Source organism: Lapillicoccus sp. (assembly GCF_025353065.1).
Taxonomy (GTDB): Bacteria; Actinomycetota; Actinomycetes; order Actinomycetales; family Dermatophilaceae; genus Lapillicoccus.
The window spans coordinates 1-14,519 of sequence record NZ_JANXRJ010000159.1; the positions used below are offsets into that span (position 1 = coordinate 1).

The window sequence follows — 14,519 nt, forward strand, 5'->3', positions numbered from 1 at the left end:
GGCATACCCGGTGGGGGGTGTCGGCTGGCTCCTCGTCATCTGCTCGATGACCCGGCGGGTGACCTCCGGCGCGAGGAGGGCGTGGCCGCGGCCGACGACGCGGACGGCGTCGACGAGGCGCTCGGGCTCGGCGTTCTTGAGGAGGAACCCGCTGGCCCCGGCGCGCAGGGCGTCGACGAGGTAGTCGTCGTGGTCGAAGGTCGTGAGGATGACGACCTTCGCGAGGTCGCGCGCGACGATCTCGCGGGTGGCCTCGATGCCGTCCATCACCGGCATCTGGACGTCCATGAGGACGAGGTCGGGCCGCAGCCGCTCCACGACCTCGATCGCCGTACGCCCGTCGCTGGCCTCGCCGACGACCTCGAGGTCGGGCTCGACGGACAGGATCATCGCGAATCCCGAACGGACGAGGGCCTGGTCGTCGACGACGACGATCCGCAGCGGCGGCGTGGACTCAGCCACGATCGTCGCCGTCCCTGTCGTCGGGAGCCGGCCCGACGAGCGGCAGCCGGATCCGCACCCGGAAGCCTCCGGTGACCCGGGGCCCGATCTCGAGCGTGCCGGCGAGGGAGGCGACCCGCTCGCGCATGCCCAGCAGGCCGAGTCCCGAGCCGGACGACCCCGTGCGTGGGCGACCGTCGTCGAGCACCTCGACCTCGGCGAAGCCGCCGGCCCGGCCGGCCGCACCGCCCTCCCCCTGCTCGGCGCGGGTGTCGACGCGCAGCACGACCCCCGCTCCGGACGCCGTCGAGTGCCGGCGCACGTTGCTCACGGCCTCCTGGATGGTCCGGTAGAGCGTGAGCCCCGCAGCCGGGCTGACCCTCGAGAGCGCCCCGGGCTCGCTCTCGACGACGGTGTAGCTCACGGTGAACGAGGGGTCGGCCAGCTGCTCGATCAGACCCGGGATCGCGGTCACCCCCGGCTCGGGGGAGCGGTGCGACGCTCCGTCGGGCGACGTGACGCCGTCGAGCGAGGCCGCCCCCGCGGTCCCCCAGCGGGCGGTGTCGTCGGGCTCGCCCTGCCGAAGGGTGCCGAGCAACGCCCTCATCTCGGTGACGGCCTCGCGCGCCGACGACTCCACCGACCCGAGAGCCGTCGACGCAGCCGCAGGGTCGCGGTCGAGCACCCTTCTCGCAGCTGCCGCCTGGACGCCCATGACGGAGACGTGGTGCGCGACGACATCGTGCAGCTCGCGGGCGATGCGCAGGCGCTCCTGGACGACGGCGTGCTGCCGAAGGGTGCCGGCCTGGGCCCTCACGGTCTGGGTCTGCTCGGCGAGCCGCGCGCGCTCCCGCGCTGCCCGCCACGCCGCCTGGCCACCGAGGACGGCGCCGCCGAAGTAGAGGGCGTTGACGAGGAGGGAGTAGGTCACGGTGGCGGCAACGTGCCCAAAGAGCCCGGTCGTGCCTACCTTGCCGGCCGATGCCTCGATGGTGTCGATCGCGTTGCCCACGGAGTACTGCACGGCCAGCCATCCGAACATCAGCAGCAGCACACCGCCCATCGTGCCGAGGACCACCTTGCGGTCGCGGGCCCAGGCCATCGAGCTGAAGAGGCTGAAGAAGTAGATCGCCTGGACCGACAGCTGCACCGCGACGTCGGGCATGGTCAACCCGACGACGAAGAAGGCCAGGCTCGAGCCGATGGCGACGAACACCGGGTAGTGCCGGCGGACCAGGAGCGGGGCGGCCATCGCGGTGGTTCCGAGGTACTCGGCCCAGACCGCGTGCTCACCGAGGATCGCGGCGCTGCGGGCCAGCTCGAGCCCCAGTGCCGAAGCGGCAAGCACGACGAGGGTGAGGACGATGTCCCTGCGGCCGGCCCCGGCGCCGGCCGGACGGACGAAGTCGTCGTCGATCGCGAAGAAGTCTCGCGACCGGGACCGCCACGTCGCGCCCGGGCGCGCAGCGCTCACGGCACGTCCGGCCGCCCTGATCCTCATCTCTCCGACACTCACGCCGCCCAGCGTAGGCACACCGGTGGGACAGGGGCCTCCCCCGCGCGACGGAGACCCGCGCATCCGCGCATCCGCGTCAGCCGCGCATCCGCGTCAGCCGCGCATCGGGCGCCCCGTCTCGACCAGGGTCTTCAGGCCGGAGATGACGCCGGCCCAGCCGAACCCCGAGATGCTCGACGCCGTGCGCGGCGCTCCGCCCAGGTGGTCGTGGACGACGGTGAGCGCGCAGGTGCCGTCGTCAGCCGGCTCGATCTCCCAGGTGACGCGGCTCTCGGGCTCGGCCGCCAGCTCGGGGTCGTAGAGCGAGCGCCAGCCGTGGACCAGGCGACGGGGTGGGTCGAACTCCAGCACCGCGCTGTCTCCCCAGGTCGAGCCGTCAGGCCCGAGGGAGGAGTAGTGGTCGGCGGTGCTGGAGATCGCGGCGCCGTGGAAGTAGCGAGAAGTGAACTCCGGCAGTGTGATCGCGTCCCAGATCTGCTGCGGCGTGGCGCGGATGACGATCCGGAAGATCTGAGGAGTGCGACCGATGGTGTCCTCCTGCGGGATCTCCCCCGTCGTCTCGTCGTGCGTCGGGTGGGCCTGGGCGGTCAGGGGTTCCGGCTCCGTTCTTCGAGGGCGTGCTTGAGGTCGGCGAGGGCGGTGACCCGGCCGGTGGTGTACTTGTCGATCCAGCGGTCGGCGACCAGCTGGATCGGCACGGGGTTGAGGAAGTGGCGCGTCGAGCGGCCGTCCTTCCGCGTGACGACGAGGTCGGCCTCGACGAGGACGCGGACGTGCTTCATCACCCCGAAGCGGCTCATCTCGAACTCGCTCTCCAGCTCGCCGAGGGTGCGTCCGTCCCGCTCGAAGAGCAGGTCGAGGACCCGTCGGCGCGTGGGGTCGGCGAGGGCGCGGAACACGGCGTCCTCGTCCTGCTGGCTCCTCGTCATCACCCCAACTTAGGTGACTGTTTGGTCACACGTCAACCCCTCACGCGGAGTACGACCCGAAGCGGGTCAGGCGTAGCGAGCGGCGAGACCCTCGAGGGTCGCCTCGATCCCCGCGGCGTTCCTGGCGGGCACACCGAGGACCTCGAGCAGCTTGGGCGCCTTCGCCGTGGAGTAGTCGAAGGTCTCGGTGACCTCGGTCGTGGACGGACCGGTCTCGGCCAGCTCCCACCGCCAGCTGTGGCCGAGCGGGTGCTGCCACTGGACCACTCGGCCGTCCTCGAAGTCGACGACGGTCGAGCGGATCTTGTAGGGCAGGCCGAGCTGCGTCATCCCCACCGTGAAGGTCGCGCCCCTGCTGAGCCGGGTCGGTCCCTGGACCGGGATGTCGCGGAGCGTGCCCGACCCGTCGAGCTCGGGATGGCGGTGCGGGTCGGCCACGAGCGTGAAGAGGTCGGCGGCGGGGGCGTCGACCGTCACTCGCCGGGCCACCTTGCGGGGGCCGACGTTCACGCTGGTCACAGGGGAGGCACTCATCAGGATCATCCGTCCGGTCGGCGGTGGGTCAGGAGGTACCTACCCGTTATCGCCGACGCAGCACCGTCAGCCGCCGATGTCCCACACGTGGTGATGGAGGTCGTGCAGGAAGTAGCGGGCCAACGAGTCGATGGTGAACTCCGAGCCGTTGCTGCGGAACCCGCGCCGGGGCCATTCGTCGGCACCGACCCGGCCGAACGCGGTCGCAGCGACCTCGGCAGCGGCGGCGACCTCGCCCGACACGTCGTGCGGATCCTGTGACCAGTAGCGCCCCTCGAGGGCGGTCGCGTCCTGGTCCCAGTCGGCGAACCGCGGCTCGTCCTGCGACCGCATCAGCTCGACCCGCTCGGTGAAGATCGCGCAGACGTCGCGCACGTGGCACGAGTACTCCAGGACCGACCACGTCCTCGCCGACGGACGACGGGTGGCGTCCGGACGCTCGAGCGCGTCGGAGAACCGCGACATCGCGTCCCGGACGAGCGCCGGCACCGCCGAGCGCCCGACGCCGCCGGTGTCGAAGCCGCACTCGCGGCATACGCGCTCGAGGGTCCAGTCTTTGTCGTCCGGCTCCGGAGGTACCGGCGGCTCTGACCGCTCCGGCGTCTCCGGCGACCGAGATCCTGCGTCGGGGCTCATGGCGGGCAAGGCTAACGGCCACCGGGGTGGCCGGGGCCCCACGCTCCGATAGCGTCACACCGTGAGCGACACCCTCTGGCTGTGGGCGGTGGCGGGGATCGTCGTCCTCGCCCTCGTCGTCACGGTCGTCGTCGTCCGACGACGCCGGGCCACGACCACCAGCCTCGACACGGGTCGTCGGCGCCGCCCCCACCGCAACGAGTTCCGGCCGCCCGACGCCGAGACCGCGGTCCCGCTCAAGCGGGCGGCGGTCATCGTCAACCCCACGAAGTTCGCCGACCTGACAGACGTCCGGTGGCGGATCGGCACCGTGTGCCTCGCCGAGGGCTTCGACGAGCCGATCTGGCTTGAGACGACGGCGGCCGACCCCGGCACGGGTCAGGCCCGCCAGGCGGTGACCGAGGGAGCCGTCCTCGTCTGCGCCCTGGGGGGCGACGGCACGGTCCGCTCGGTCGCCGCGGGCCTCGTCGGCACCGAGACGCCGATGGGGCTGCTCCCCGGCGGCACCGGCAACCTGCTGGCCCGCAACCTCGACCTTCCCGTCGACTCCATCACCCGCGCGCTCGTAGTCGCCCTGACCGGCCAGAACCAGCGGATCGACGTCGGCCGCCTCACCGTGGACCGCTCCGGCTCGCCCGCGACTCCGTCAGCGCCGGAAGAGCACCTGTTCCTGGTCATGGCGGGGATGGGTTTCGACGCCGAGATCATGGCGGGAGCACCGGAGCGGCTCAAGGCCCAGGTCGGCCCGGCGGCCTACGTCGTGTCCGGCCTGGGGAACCTCATCGGCCGCACCTTCAAGGTGACGCTGAAATTCGGCCCCGACCCGAGCTTCTCGCGGCGCACCCGCAGCGTCGTGATCGGCAACTGCGGGCGCCTCCTCGGGGGCCTCACCCTCATGCCCGACGCCCGGGTCGACGACGGCCTGCTCGACATCGTCACCATCTCGCCCCGCGGGCCGATCGGCTGGACCGCCGTCGCCGGCAAGATCATCACCCGCAGCCGGCGGGGCCACGCCCTCGTCGACCACCACACCGCCGCCGAGGTCTCCGTCCGCGCCGAACGGTCCCAGGAGGTGCAGGTCGACGGCGACACCATCGGCCCCGCTCGGGGGATCAGCGCCCGGGTCGAGCACCTCGCGCTCGTCGTCCGGGTGGCCCAGAAGAGCTGACCCGGACGGCGACCCGGACACCGACAGGTCATGGCAAAGGCGGCCCGTGGGGGTTGGGCCGCCTTTGCGTCTCGGTCGCGGGGCCGACGGGCAAGTGGGGGTTCGCCCGCTTCCGCACTTCGACCGAGAAGGGTGGGGGTGGCTGACCTTGCGCTCAGTCCCTCTACCCAGAACCCACTGTAAACCAACTCACACGGCATATCTATTTATTGTTTGGTAAATCGGACAAGTGGCAAGTAAGTGCCATCGAATCGTCAGGAACGGGCCTCGGCCTCGCCCGCAACCACCGCACACCCGGTATGCCGCCGCTCAGCCACGGTCGGAGCCGGCGCCCCGACCCTCGTCGGCACGGGCCGACGAGAGCGCCTGCTGCTCCTCCGGGGAGAGGGTCACCGTGCTCGTCCCGCCGACGATGCCCTTGGCGTAGGTCCGGGACTCGCCCCGGGCGTGGATCGCGGACAGGACGAGGCCGTCGCCCTCGTCATCGATGACGGCGCAGGAGAAGCTCAGTCGACCGCCCATGTCCCCGAAGGCGTCGTAGCGGACCACGGCGACGTGACGCAACGACCGCGCGACGTCCCCGCGCACCGCGGCGACCTCGACCCGCCCCACAGCGACCTCCCCCTCGAGGCGGTCGAGCCGGCGGTGCTGGTCGCCCACAAGGGTCGCGACGTCCCTCTCGCCCCCGGCCCACAGCACCCGGTAGCTGCGGCGCAGCGTCCTCAGCCGCAGCTGGGACCACGTCGCGAGCGCCAGGGCCACGATCGCCAGGACGAGCCCGGTCACCGCCAGCCCGCCGAGCTGGGTCGGGGTGAGGTCCACCGGGGAAGGGTACGCCGGGGAGGGTGCGCACGGGGCTGGGCGCGCGGCGTGGACCCGCTCCGACGAGGCGAGGGTTCGTCGTCCCCGCCGCGCCCACCTACGCTGACCGGGTGATGCGGCGGCAGACCAACCATGCCCTGGTCGCCGGCTGCCTCGTCGTGCTCGCCGCTCTGCTCGGCAGTGCGCTGCTCTCGAGCCGCAACACCCCCGAAGCGGTCCCCAGCGGAGCCGCTGGCGCCGACTCCCTCGTCGTCGTCGGCGCCGGCGGCCTCGGGCCTGGCGACCTCGACCCGAGCAGGACACCCGCCCTCTGGGCTCTCTTGCGCGACGGGTCCTCGGCCGCGCTCAACGTCACGAGCGTCCACGCCACCACGTGCCCCGTCGACGGCTGGCTCACCCTGTCGGCGGGTGGGCGGGCCGGCCTGCCGGACGCGGGCCGGCCGGGAGCAGGGGCGCCTACGGGCACCGACTCCTGCGGCCCGCTGCCCGCGGTGGCCGGCGGGTCCGTCCAGGGCTGGGCAGCCATCGAGCAGGCCGCGGCCGACCGCGCCTACGACGCGGTGCCCGGCACCCTCGCCGCCACCCTGGACGCTCAGGGACAGTGCATCTCGGCGATCGGGCCCGGGGCCGCCCTTGCCGCGGCGATGCCGCGCACCGGCTCGGTGGCGCACCACCAGGCGTTCGACGGGGCCACGCTGACGACGGGCCTCGCCACCTGCCGGACGACGTTCGTCGACGTCGGGTCCATCGGATCTGCCGATCCGACCGGGTCCGCGGGGTCCTTTCGCGCGGCGCAGGTCGCAGCGGTCGACGCCCGGGTGGCGCAGGTGGTCGCCGCCGCGCCGTCCGGAGCGGACCTGCTGGTGGCCGGCCTCTCCGACGACGGTGGGGCGGCCGGCCTGCGTCTCGTCGTCGCCGCCGGGCCTCGGTTCGGACCCGGCGCCCTCTACTCGCCCTCGACTCGGCAGTCCGGCCTCGTTCAGCTGGAGGACGTCACGGCCACGATCGTGCGCCATGCCGGCGGGACCGTCCCGACCACCATCGGCGGGTCTCCGCTGCGCCGGGCGCCGGCCGCGAACAGCTCCGTCGCCCTGGCCGGACGCCGGCAGGCCGATCTCGTGGACCTCGACCTGTCCTCACGCGCCGTGCAACCCGTCGTCGAGCCCTTCTTCGTCGGCTGGGGCCTGCTCATGGTCCTGGCCCTCGCCGGTCTGGGCCTGATGGGGTGGCGCGGTCTCGGGACCGACCAGCACCGCCGGTCGGCCCGGAGCGGGGTGCGCGACGGGCTGGTCGTGGCGTCCGCCGTCCCCGCGGCGACCTTCCTCGCCAACCTCGTGCCGTGGTGGCGGTCCGGCCGGCCGCCCCTGGCCCTCGTCGCCCTCGTCGTCGTCTGGGCCGGCGTGATGGGCGCCATCGCCCTGCGCGGGCCGTGGCGCCGAGCGACCCTCGGTCCCGCGGCGGCGATCGCCGTGATGACGTTCCTCGTGCTCGCGGCCGACATCGTCACCGGTTCCCGGCTCCAGCTCTCGTCCCTGCTCGGCCTCAATCCCATTGTCGGAGGCCGGTTCTACGGCTTCGGCAACGTCAGCTTCGCGCTCTTCACGGCCGCCACCTTCCTCGCCGCGATCGCGGTCGCCGGCCGGCTGCGGTCATCGGCAGGCCCACGAGCCGCCGCCGCCGCGGTCAGCCTGATCGGACTGCTCGCCGTCCTCATCGACGCCGCCCCGATCTGGGGAGCCGACGCCGGTGGGCCGCCCGCGCTCATCCCCGGGATCGCCCTGCTCGTCCTCGCCGTCCTCGGGGTGCGCGTCACCTGGCGCCGCGCCCTCGTGCTCATCGGCGCGACGGTCGGCGCGGTCCTCGTCATCGCCCTTGCCGACTGGCTGCGGCCACCCGCTTCACGCTCCCACCTGGGGAGCTTCGTGCAGACCGTGATCGACGGGAACGGCCGTGACATCGTCACCCGCAAGCTCGTGCAGAACCTCGACACCCTCACGCAGACAACGCTGTTCGCCTACCTGGTGCCGCTGGTCCTCCTCCTCACGGCCTGGGTCTGCCTCCGACCGGACTCGCGCCTGGCCCGCCCGCTGCGGCCGTTGTTCACCGACGTCGACTGCCTGCGCCAGGGACTCGCGGCGCTGACCCTGACCCTCGTGGTCGGGCTGTTCCTCAACGACACCGGGGTGGCCATCCCGCCGGTCGCGTGGGCCCTGGCGTTCCCCCTCGTCATCTCGGCCACCCTGCGCGTCGGCGAGCTGCGCTCCCGTGACGGCCGCGCTCTGACGCGGGCGGAGCGCCGGCACGGCTAGCCGTGCTCGACCGACCCTGCAGTCGTCGTCGGCGCGGGACGTCGAGCGCCACTACCTGCCGCGCCGCACCAGGGCCCGCGCGACGTCGCGGTACTGCGCGGCCCGGTGCACCTGCCCCCGCCAGTCCGACCCAGTGACCCGGTGGTGCAGGTCGCACGGCACCTCGACGATGCGCAGCCCGGCCCGCAGCACGTCGACGGTGAGCCCCACCTCCACCCCCCAGCCCGGGGCCAACGGCTGCCCTGCGACGTATGCCGCGCGGCTGAGGCAGCGCATCCCCGAGAGCGGCTGGGTGGGGACCCAGCCCGTGAGCCGTTCGATCCCCCCGCGGGCGAGCCGGACGACGAAGCCGTGACCGCCTCCGGCTCGGCGCTGCGGCGGCAGGACCGCGATCGTCATGTCGGCCTCACCGGACTCGACGGGACCGACGAGAGCGACGAGGGCCGCGGCGGACGCCTCCAGGTCGGCGTCGACGAAGAGCAGGAGGTGGTCGCGGCCCCGCCCCACCAGGTCGACCGCGGCGTCCGCCCCGGTGGCCATCGCCGCTGCCTTGCCGCGGTTCACCTCGTGGCGCACGACGGTGGCGCCGTGGTCGGCCGCTCGCTCCGAGGTCGAGTCGGTGCTCCCGTCGTCGACGACGACGACCCGGGACACGACGGCCAGGCCGCGGACCGCATCGATCGTGGCGCCGATGCGGTCCGCCTCGTCCTTCGCCGGGATGACCGCCACGACGGGGCGCGAGGCCCGGGGCGGCGCCGCATCCGCGGCATCCGCGGCATCCGCGGCATACCCGGTGGGCTCGGTCTCCCCGGGCTGGGGTGACGTGCCGGACGGACCGGAGGACGGGGGCATCGGGTCAGCGCCGGTTCAGCGCAGGGTCACCTGGCGGTTGAGGAGCCCCGCCCTGGCACGCCGCTCGGCGGAGTCGAGGGGGTCGGTGCTCGCGAGGGCGGCGTCGAGACGACGGCCCATCTCCGCGACGGCGTCGCCGAAGTCGGTCGGCTCGCGGTCGTCTCCCACCTCCCACACCGGGATGATCAGACCGCTGGTGCGGAACGCACCGAGGAGCCGCGAGCCCTCGACGAGGGCCGAGTCGTCGGACGCCATGACCCGGGAGAGCGCGTCGGTGGCGGTGTCCTCGTCGTGCGGGAGGACCCAGCGGACATAGCTGCGACCGTTGATGACGCACCAGTAGGCGGAGGTGACCCCCTCGACCCGGACGGTCGGGACGACCGACTCGTTGGCCCGCTCGAGCGACTCCTGCCCCTCGGTGTCGAGTTCGGCGTCACCCACCCAGAACTGGAACCCGTCGTGGACGGTCACGTCGAAGGCGAGGTCGAGGTCGAGCAGGTCCTGGAGCCGGGGGGACTCGGCCGTGGGGGTGGGCACCGTCGCGATCGGCACGCCCTCGTCCGCGGCGGAGGCCAGGAGCAGGGCCGCGGCGAGGTCGCGGCTCGCGTCGCCGCTCGAGGCGCCCGACTGGGTCGCGACGAAGACGCCGCCGCCGGTGCGGTGCAGACCCGGCCACGCCAGGGGCAGCACGGTGGCGACGGTGGCCGTCGTCGGTGCGCCCTCGGGCGCCCGGCCGGCGGTGAAGGCGATCGGGGCGGTGGCCGCCGGCAGGAGCTCCCGCATCGCGACCCACTCGGTCTCCGACGGGAGACCCTCGAAGGGTCGTGACACGAACGGTGCCGGGGCATCCCGGGTGTCGGACGGACGGACGGTGCGACGCTTGCTGGCCTTTCCCATGGACAGCAACCCTAGTTGCCGCGCCCGCCCCGCCCCGCTCGGCGCGGTCAGCGTCGTCAGCGAAGCGGCGTCGTCAGCGAAGCAGCGTCGTCAGCGGGAGCGGCGACGCGAGGGTCCACCCAGCGAGGCCCACACGGTCCGACCACCGCGTTCATCGGTGACACCCCACTCGTGGGCCAGGCTCCGGACGATCCGCAGACCACGCCCGCTGGAGGACCACAGCGCTTGCGGGGCCGGCCGCGGCGTGGACGGACCACCTCCGTCGGACACCTCGATCTCCACCACTCCGGACTTCACCTTCCAGTGGACCCGGATGCTGCCGTCCGGCAACGGGCGGGCATGGCGGATGGCGTTGCCGACGAGCTCCGAGACCACGATCTCGGTCTCGCCGATGAGGTCGACGGGCAGGTGACGGGACTCGAGGTCGGCCACGACCGCACGCCGGATCTTGGGCACGGCCGGCGCCGTCCAGGGCACCCGGATGGTGCGCGGCCGGTCGCCCTGGTCAGCCGAGATGGCCGTCACCGAGGCAGCCGCCACCGCGTCGGCAGCCGCCGAACGTGAAGGATCTACCACCCGAAAATCACCGCCTCACCGTGCACTGCCCATGCCCGTCCCAAGCTTTCCGACGACTCCCCGACGTCGTGCGTCGCCCACAGGCTAACCGCTGCGGCCGCTGAGGTCGAGGACGAGTTCCGGACGGTTGCTGATGATGGCATCCACCCGCAACCGGAGGCAGAGCTCGATGTCGACCGGGTCGTCCACCGTCCAGACGAATACCTCGTGCCCCTTGTCGTGCTGTGCCGCCACGACCTCAGGATGGTCCCGGAGGATCGCGACGTCGAGGCCGGCGGTCGCGGCACCGGCGAGCAGGGCCCCACCGCGGTAGGGCAACGGCATCGGCGCCCCGAGCAGGAGCACGGTCGGCAGCTCGGGCAGGAGGCTCGTCATCCGGCGAACCGCCAACGGGGAGAACGACATCATCCTGACCCACGGCATACCGGACGTGCGCGGCCCGGTGAGGTCGTAGTCGCTGAGCAGGGTCGCCACCTCCCGCTCGACGGCGCCTCCGAACCGGGTCGGGTGCTTGGTCTCGATAGCCAGACCCGTGGGTCGCGCGGCGCCGAGGGCGAGCTCCACGAGCTCTCGCAGGGTGATCAGCGTGCCGTCCCCAGTCGTCCGCTCGCCGGCGGCGTGGTGCTTCCAGGCCCCCCAGTCCACGGCCCGCAGCTCGGCGAGCGTCATCGTCGAAACGATGCCGTCGCCGCCCCCGGTGCGTTCGAGGGTGCGGTCGTGGAGGCAGACCAGCTCACCGTCCGCGGTGAGCCGGACGTCGCACTCGAGCCCGTCGACGCCCTCGTCGAGGGCGCGTCGGTAGGCGCCCTGGGTGTGCTCCGCCACGGCATACGAGCTGCCGCGGTGGGCGATGACGAGCGGGCGCGAGCCGCCGACGGGAGACGACGTCGCGGCGTCCGGGGTGCTCATCGGCCCATCGTGGCACGGGGTGCGGTGGCGTCGATCGCCCTCTCTAGCGCTGTCTAGGCCGGACGCAGGGAGGTTCTCAGCGGTTTTACCCCATCCGCCGCAGGGTAGGACCTCTGCACACCGGCAGGGGCCGCCCCAACCCATCGAAAGGCCAGGAACGTGTCGCTGACCGACCGGCTCGACGGCTTCCAGCGGCGCCACCATGCCGCGGGCTATCCGCTCGGGGTGCTCTACAAGTACTTCGACGACAACGGCGGCTACCTGGCCGCCCTGATCACGTACTACGCCTTCGTCTCCCTCTTCCCGCTGCTCCTGCTGATGTCCACCGTGCTGGGCTTCGTCCTGGCCGGCAACCCGCACCTGCAGGACCAGATCCTGCACTCGGCGCTGTCGCAGTTCCCTGTGGTCGGCAGCCAGCTGGGTGACCCGAAACGGATCGGCGGCGGACCGGTGGGTCTGGTCATCGGCATCCTGGGCGCCCTCTACGGCGGGCTCGGCGTCGCCCAGGCCACCCAGTACGCGATGAACACGGCGTGGGCGGTGCCGCGCAACAGCCGCCCGAACCCGTTCAAGGCGCGCGGCCGCAGCGTGGTGCTGCTCGTCACCGTCGGCCTTGCGGTGGTGGGGACGACGGCGCTGTCCACCCTGGGCGCGAGCAACGCCGGCTCCCTCGGCCCGATCCTCAAGGTGCTCGTCCTCGTCGCCTCGGTGGCCATCAACGCGGGCGCGTTCATCTTCGCCTTCCGCTTCGCGGCTGCCCGCGACCTGTCGGCCCGCGACGTCGCCCCCGGCGCCGTCACGGCCGCGATCATCTGGCAGCTGCTGCAGACGTTCGGCGTCGTCTACGTGGGCCACGTCGTCAAGGGCGCCTCGGCGACCAACGGCGTCTTCGCCCTCGTCCTGGGCCTCCTCGCCTTCCTCTACATCACCGCCACCGCAGTGGTGCTCTGCGTCGAGGCCAACGTCGTCCGCATCGACCGCCTCCACCCGCGATCGCTGCTCACCCCGTTCACCGACGACGTCGACCTCACCAGTGGTGACCGTCGCGCCTACACGAGCCAAGCCAAAGCCCAACGATCCAAGGGCTTCGAGGAGGTGGACGTCCGCTACCACCCACGCCGAGAGAACAACCGCTAGATCGCGCCGGAGACCGCGCTACACCCGACCTCGTCCCCATCGGAGGCCGCCGTCGCCGGTACTACTGACGCCTCGCTGCGAGCCTCGCGCACTTCGGCACGTCGCCGTCGAAGCCCACGCGTGACGTCGGTGTCCTCTCCCTCATCGTCGTCTCACTCATCCCGGTTGTCATAGTCCTCGCGGGCCGCTTCGACCTGGTGGAGATTGGCCTCGGCCCAGTCCTTGACCTTCCCGACGACGACGAGCAGCGAGCGCCCGAGGTCGGTCAGCGCGTAGTCGACGGTGACAGGCACCGTCGGCGTCACGGCGCGGGTGACCAGGCCGTCGCGCTCGAGGGAGCGCAGCGTCTGGGTCAGCATCTTGGGGCTGACGCCCGCGATCCGACGGGCCAGCTCGCTGTAGCGCAGGTCGTGCTCCCCCAGGGCCACGAGGACGAGGGTCACCCACTTGTCGGACAGGCGGTCGAGGACCTTGCGGCTCGGGCAGCTGGCGAAGAAGGCGTCGAACTCCTCCTTCGCCTGGTCGCGGCGTCGGTCGGCGGTGAGGGTCGGCATGGTTCTCCTTCAGGGTAGTTACGCACTCTGAGGTGCCTACTTCCCATGAGAGAGCGTTACCGGTCATGGTAGGCGCATCCCCGGGGCGCTGCCAAGAGCGCCGCCCCACACCTTCCGGACAAGGAGCACCACATGCGCGCCCTCATCACCCGCACCGCCGGCCACCTCGAGGTCGTCGAGGTCGCGACCCCGGAGCCTGCCGCCGGCGAGATCCGCCTCCGCGTCGAGGCCGCGACGGTCAACCCGGTCGACGCGACTGTCCTCAGCGGCGCCTATGCCGCGATGATCACGCAGCAGGGACCGGTCGGACTCGGCTGGGATGCGGCCGGGACGGTCTCGGCCATCGGCGCCGGCGTCGCCGCCAGCCACCCGGACCTTGTCCTGGGCGCCCGTGTGGCTGCCCTCTCCGGCGGCTTCGACAAGGCACTGGGAGCCCTGGCCGAGGAGCTCGTGGTCCCGGCCGACGACGTGGCCGTCGTCCCGGAGGGGCTCGGCCTCGTCAAGGCGGCGACCGTGCCGCTCAACACCCTCACGGCACACCAGGCGCTCGACCTGCTCGGTGAGCCGAACGGCACCCTCCTCGTCACCGGTGCGGCCGGCGCGGTCGGGGGGTATGCCGTGCCGCTCGCCGTCGCCCGCGGCTGGGAGGTCGTGGGGCTAGCCCGCGAGTCGGACCGGGCCTTCGTCGAGGGCGCCGGGGCCAAGCTGGTCACCAGCCTCGACGGGGTCACCGTCGACGGCGTGCTCGACGCCGCGGCGCTGCGCGAGGCGGCCCTCGGGGCGGTGCGCGACGGCGGGCGCTTCGCCAGCGTGACCGGGCCGTTGCCGGCCGAGCGGGGTGTCGAGCTGCTGCTCGTCGGGGTCCAGCCCGACGGCGCTCGGCTCGCCGACCTGCTCGCCCGGACGGTCGCCGGCGCGCTGCCGGTGCGTCTCGACCGCACCGTCCCCTTCGATGAGGCCGACGCGGCCTTCGCGCGGCTGGCGGAGTCGGGCGTCCGCGGCCGGGTGGTCCTCGTCCCCTGACCGCCTCCTCCCTCGCTCAGAGGAGAGACTCGAGCGGCTGCCAGGTCCCGCGGGGTCGCAGGGTGACGCGGTCGGAGGCGAAGACGTTGCCGCCGGCACCGAGCTGGCCGAGCTGGCCGAGCTGGCCGAGCTGGCCGAGCTGGCCGAGCTGGCCGAGCTGGCCGAGCTGGCCGAGCTGGCCGAGCTGGCCGAGCTGGCCGAGCTGGCCGAGCTGGC

The 14,519-nt window shown here is 72.9% G+C and carries 17 protein-coding genes; 4 read left to right on the plus strand and 13 right to left on the minus strand.

Annotation, left to right across the window (positions count from 1 at the left end; all coding sequences use genetic code 11):
* The 6 genes from Q0R63_RS12785 to Q0R63_RS12810 all read right to left on the minus strand — a co-directional run.
* Positions 1-462: response regulator transcription factor (locus Q0R63_RS12785; RefSeq protein WP_295697759.1), on the minus strand; the 462-nt coding region annotated here is incomplete at its 3' end.
* The gene (locus tag Q0R63_RS12790; protein WP_295697763.1) at positions 455-1,915 is read right to left on the minus strand and encodes a histidine kinase; all 1,461 of its coding nucleotides are present in this window, start codon (positions 1,913-1,915) and stop codon (positions 455-457) included. The genes Q0R63_RS12790 and Q0R63_RS12785, both read right to left, overlap by 8 nt.
* A 135-nt stretch (positions 1,916-2,050) precedes the next feature.
* A complete protein-coding gene (locus Q0R63_RS24600; RefSeq protein ID WP_366521124.1) occupies positions 2,051-2,629 on the minus strand; it encodes an SRPBCC domain-containing protein in 579 nt (192 codons plus the stop codon).
* Positions 2,545-2,886, minus strand: coding sequence for a helix-turn-helix domain-containing protein (locus tag Q0R63_RS12800; RefSeq protein ID WP_295697766.1), 342 nt, complete (start codon positions 2,884-2,886; stop codon positions 2,545-2,547). The genes Q0R63_RS24600 and Q0R63_RS12800 overlap by 85 nt, the downstream gene beginning before the upstream one ends.
* A 66-nt stretch (positions 2,887-2,952) precedes the next feature.
* Positions 2,953-3,420, minus strand: a complete 468-nt coding sequence (locus Q0R63_RS12805; protein WP_295697769.1) for an SRPBCC family protein — start codon at positions 3,418-3,420, stop codon at positions 2,953-2,955.
* Between the two features lie 66 nt (positions 3,421-3,486).
* The gene (locus Q0R63_RS12810) at positions 3,487-4,056 is read right to left on the minus strand and encodes a DinB family protein (RefSeq protein WP_295697772.1); all 570 of its coding nucleotides are present in this window, start codon (positions 4,054-4,056) and stop codon (positions 3,487-3,489) included.
* 61 nt (positions 4,057-4,117) lie between these two features.
* On the opposite strand from Q0R63_RS12810, the gene Q0R63_RS12815 reads away from it, so the two are divergent.
* Positions 4,118-5,224 (plus strand): diacylglycerol kinase family protein, encoded by a 1,107-nt coding sequence (locus Q0R63_RS12815; RefSeq protein ID WP_295697776.1) that lies wholly within the window; start codon positions 4,118-4,120, stop codon positions 5,222-5,224.
* Positions 5,225-5,533: 309 nt separating this feature from the next.
* On the opposite strand, the gene Q0R63_RS12820 is transcribed toward Q0R63_RS12815, so the two are convergent.
* A complete protein-coding gene (locus tag Q0R63_RS12820; RefSeq protein ID WP_295697778.1) occupies positions 5,534-6,046 on the minus strand; it encodes a DUF4446 family protein in 513 nt (170 codons plus the stop codon).
* 110 nt (positions 6,047-6,156) lie between these two features.
* On the opposite strand from Q0R63_RS12820, the gene Q0R63_RS12825 reads away from it, so the two are divergent.
* Positions 6,157-8,355: a hypothetical protein gene (locus tag Q0R63_RS12825; RefSeq protein WP_295697781.1), complete on the plus strand. Its 2,199-nt coding sequence runs from the start codon at positions 6,157-6,159 to the stop codon at positions 8,353-8,355.
* A 51-nt stretch (positions 8,356-8,406) separates the two neighbouring features.
* On the opposite strand, the gene Q0R63_RS12830 is transcribed toward Q0R63_RS12825, so the two are convergent.
* The 4 genes from Q0R63_RS12830 to Q0R63_RS12845 all read right to left on the minus strand — a co-directional run bounded on the left by Q0R63_RS12830 (position 8,407) and on the right by Q0R63_RS12845 (position 11,589).
* Complete coding sequence (locus Q0R63_RS12830; RefSeq protein WP_295697784.1) at positions 8,407-9,207, minus strand: glycosyltransferase; 801 nt, start codon at positions 9,205-9,207, stop codon at positions 8,407-8,409.
* A gap of 15 nt (positions 9,208-9,222) precedes the next feature.
* The gene (locus Q0R63_RS12835) at positions 9,223-10,104 is read right to left on the minus strand and encodes a DUF5926 family protein (protein ID WP_295697787.1); all 882 of its coding nucleotides are present in this window, start codon (positions 10,102-10,104) and stop codon (positions 9,223-9,225) included.
* A gap of 90 nt (positions 10,105-10,194) precedes the next feature.
* Positions 10,195-10,629, minus strand: a complete 435-nt coding sequence (locus Q0R63_RS12840) for an ATP-binding protein (RefSeq protein WP_366521122.1) — start codon at positions 10,627-10,629, stop codon at positions 10,195-10,197.
* A gap of 135 nt (positions 10,630-10,764) precedes the next feature.
* A complete protein-coding gene (locus Q0R63_RS12845) occupies positions 10,765-11,589 on the minus strand; it encodes a glycerophosphodiester phosphodiesterase family protein (protein ID WP_295697790.1) in 825 nt (274 codons plus the stop codon).
* Between the two features lie 159 nt (positions 11,590-11,748).
* Here Q0R63_RS12845 and Q0R63_RS12850 point away from each other — a divergent pair, with 159 nt between their 5' ends.
* The gene (locus Q0R63_RS12850; protein WP_295697793.1) at positions 11,749-12,726 is read left to right on the plus strand and encodes a YihY/virulence factor BrkB family protein; all 978 of its coding nucleotides are present in this window, start codon (positions 11,749-11,751) and stop codon (positions 12,724-12,726) included.
* A gap of 152 nt (positions 12,727-12,878) precedes the next feature.
* On the opposite strand, the gene Q0R63_RS12855 is transcribed toward Q0R63_RS12850, so the two are convergent.
* Positions 12,879-13,280 carry a helix-turn-helix domain-containing protein gene (locus Q0R63_RS12855; protein ID WP_295697795.1) on the minus strand — a complete coding sequence of 134 codons (402 nt, stop codon included), beginning with the start codon at positions 13,278-13,280 and terminating at the stop codon, positions 12,879-12,881.
* A gap of 132 nt (positions 13,281-13,412) precedes the next feature.
* Here Q0R63_RS12855 and Q0R63_RS12860 point away from each other — a divergent pair, with 132 nt between their 5' ends.
* A complete protein-coding gene (locus Q0R63_RS12860) occupies positions 13,413-14,303 on the plus strand; it encodes a zinc-binding dehydrogenase (protein ID WP_295697797.1) in 891 nt (296 codons plus the stop codon).
* 16 nt (positions 14,304-14,319) lie between these two features.
* Here Q0R63_RS12860 and Q0R63_RS12865 read toward each other — a convergent pair.
* Positions 14,320-14,519 (minus strand): hypothetical protein (locus tag Q0R63_RS12865; protein WP_295697800.1); only part of this gene is annotated, 200 nt, incomplete at its 5' end.

Excerpts from the sequence above, each read along its gene's own strand:
- Q0R63_RS12860 (WP_295697797.1), top strand. The coding sequence starts at position 13,413 with ATGCGCGCCCTCATCACCCGCACCGCCGGCCACCTCGAGGTCGTCGAG.
- Q0R63_RS12810 (WP_295697772.1), bottom strand. The coding sequence starts at position 4,056 with ATGAGCCCCGACGCAGGATCTCGGTCGCCGGAGACGCCGGAGCGGTCA.
- Q0R63_RS12845 (WP_295697790.1), bottom strand. The coding sequence starts at position 11,589 with ATGAGCACCCCGGACGCCGCGACGTCGTCTCCCGTCGGCGGCTCGCGC.
- Q0R63_RS12830 (WP_295697784.1), bottom strand. The coding sequence starts at position 9,207 with ATGCCCCCGTCCTCCGGTCCGTCCGGCACGTCACCCCAGCCCGGGGAG.
- Q0R63_RS12805 (WP_295697769.1), bottom strand. The coding sequence starts at position 3,420 with ATGAGTGCCTCCCCTGTGACCAGCGTGAACGTCGGCCCCCGCAAGGTG.
- Q0R63_RS12835 (WP_295697787.1), bottom strand. The coding sequence starts at position 10,104 with ATGGGAAAGGCCAGCAAGCGTCGCACCGTCCGTCCGTCCGACACCCGG.
- Q0R63_RS12855 (WP_295697795.1), bottom strand. The coding sequence starts at position 13,280 with ATGCCGACCCTCACCGCCGACCGACGCCGCGACCAGGCGAAGGAGGAG.
- Q0R63_RS12800 (WP_295697766.1), bottom strand. The coding sequence starts at position 2,886 with ATGACGAGGAGCCAGCAGGACGAGGACGCCGTGTTCCGCGCCCTCGCC.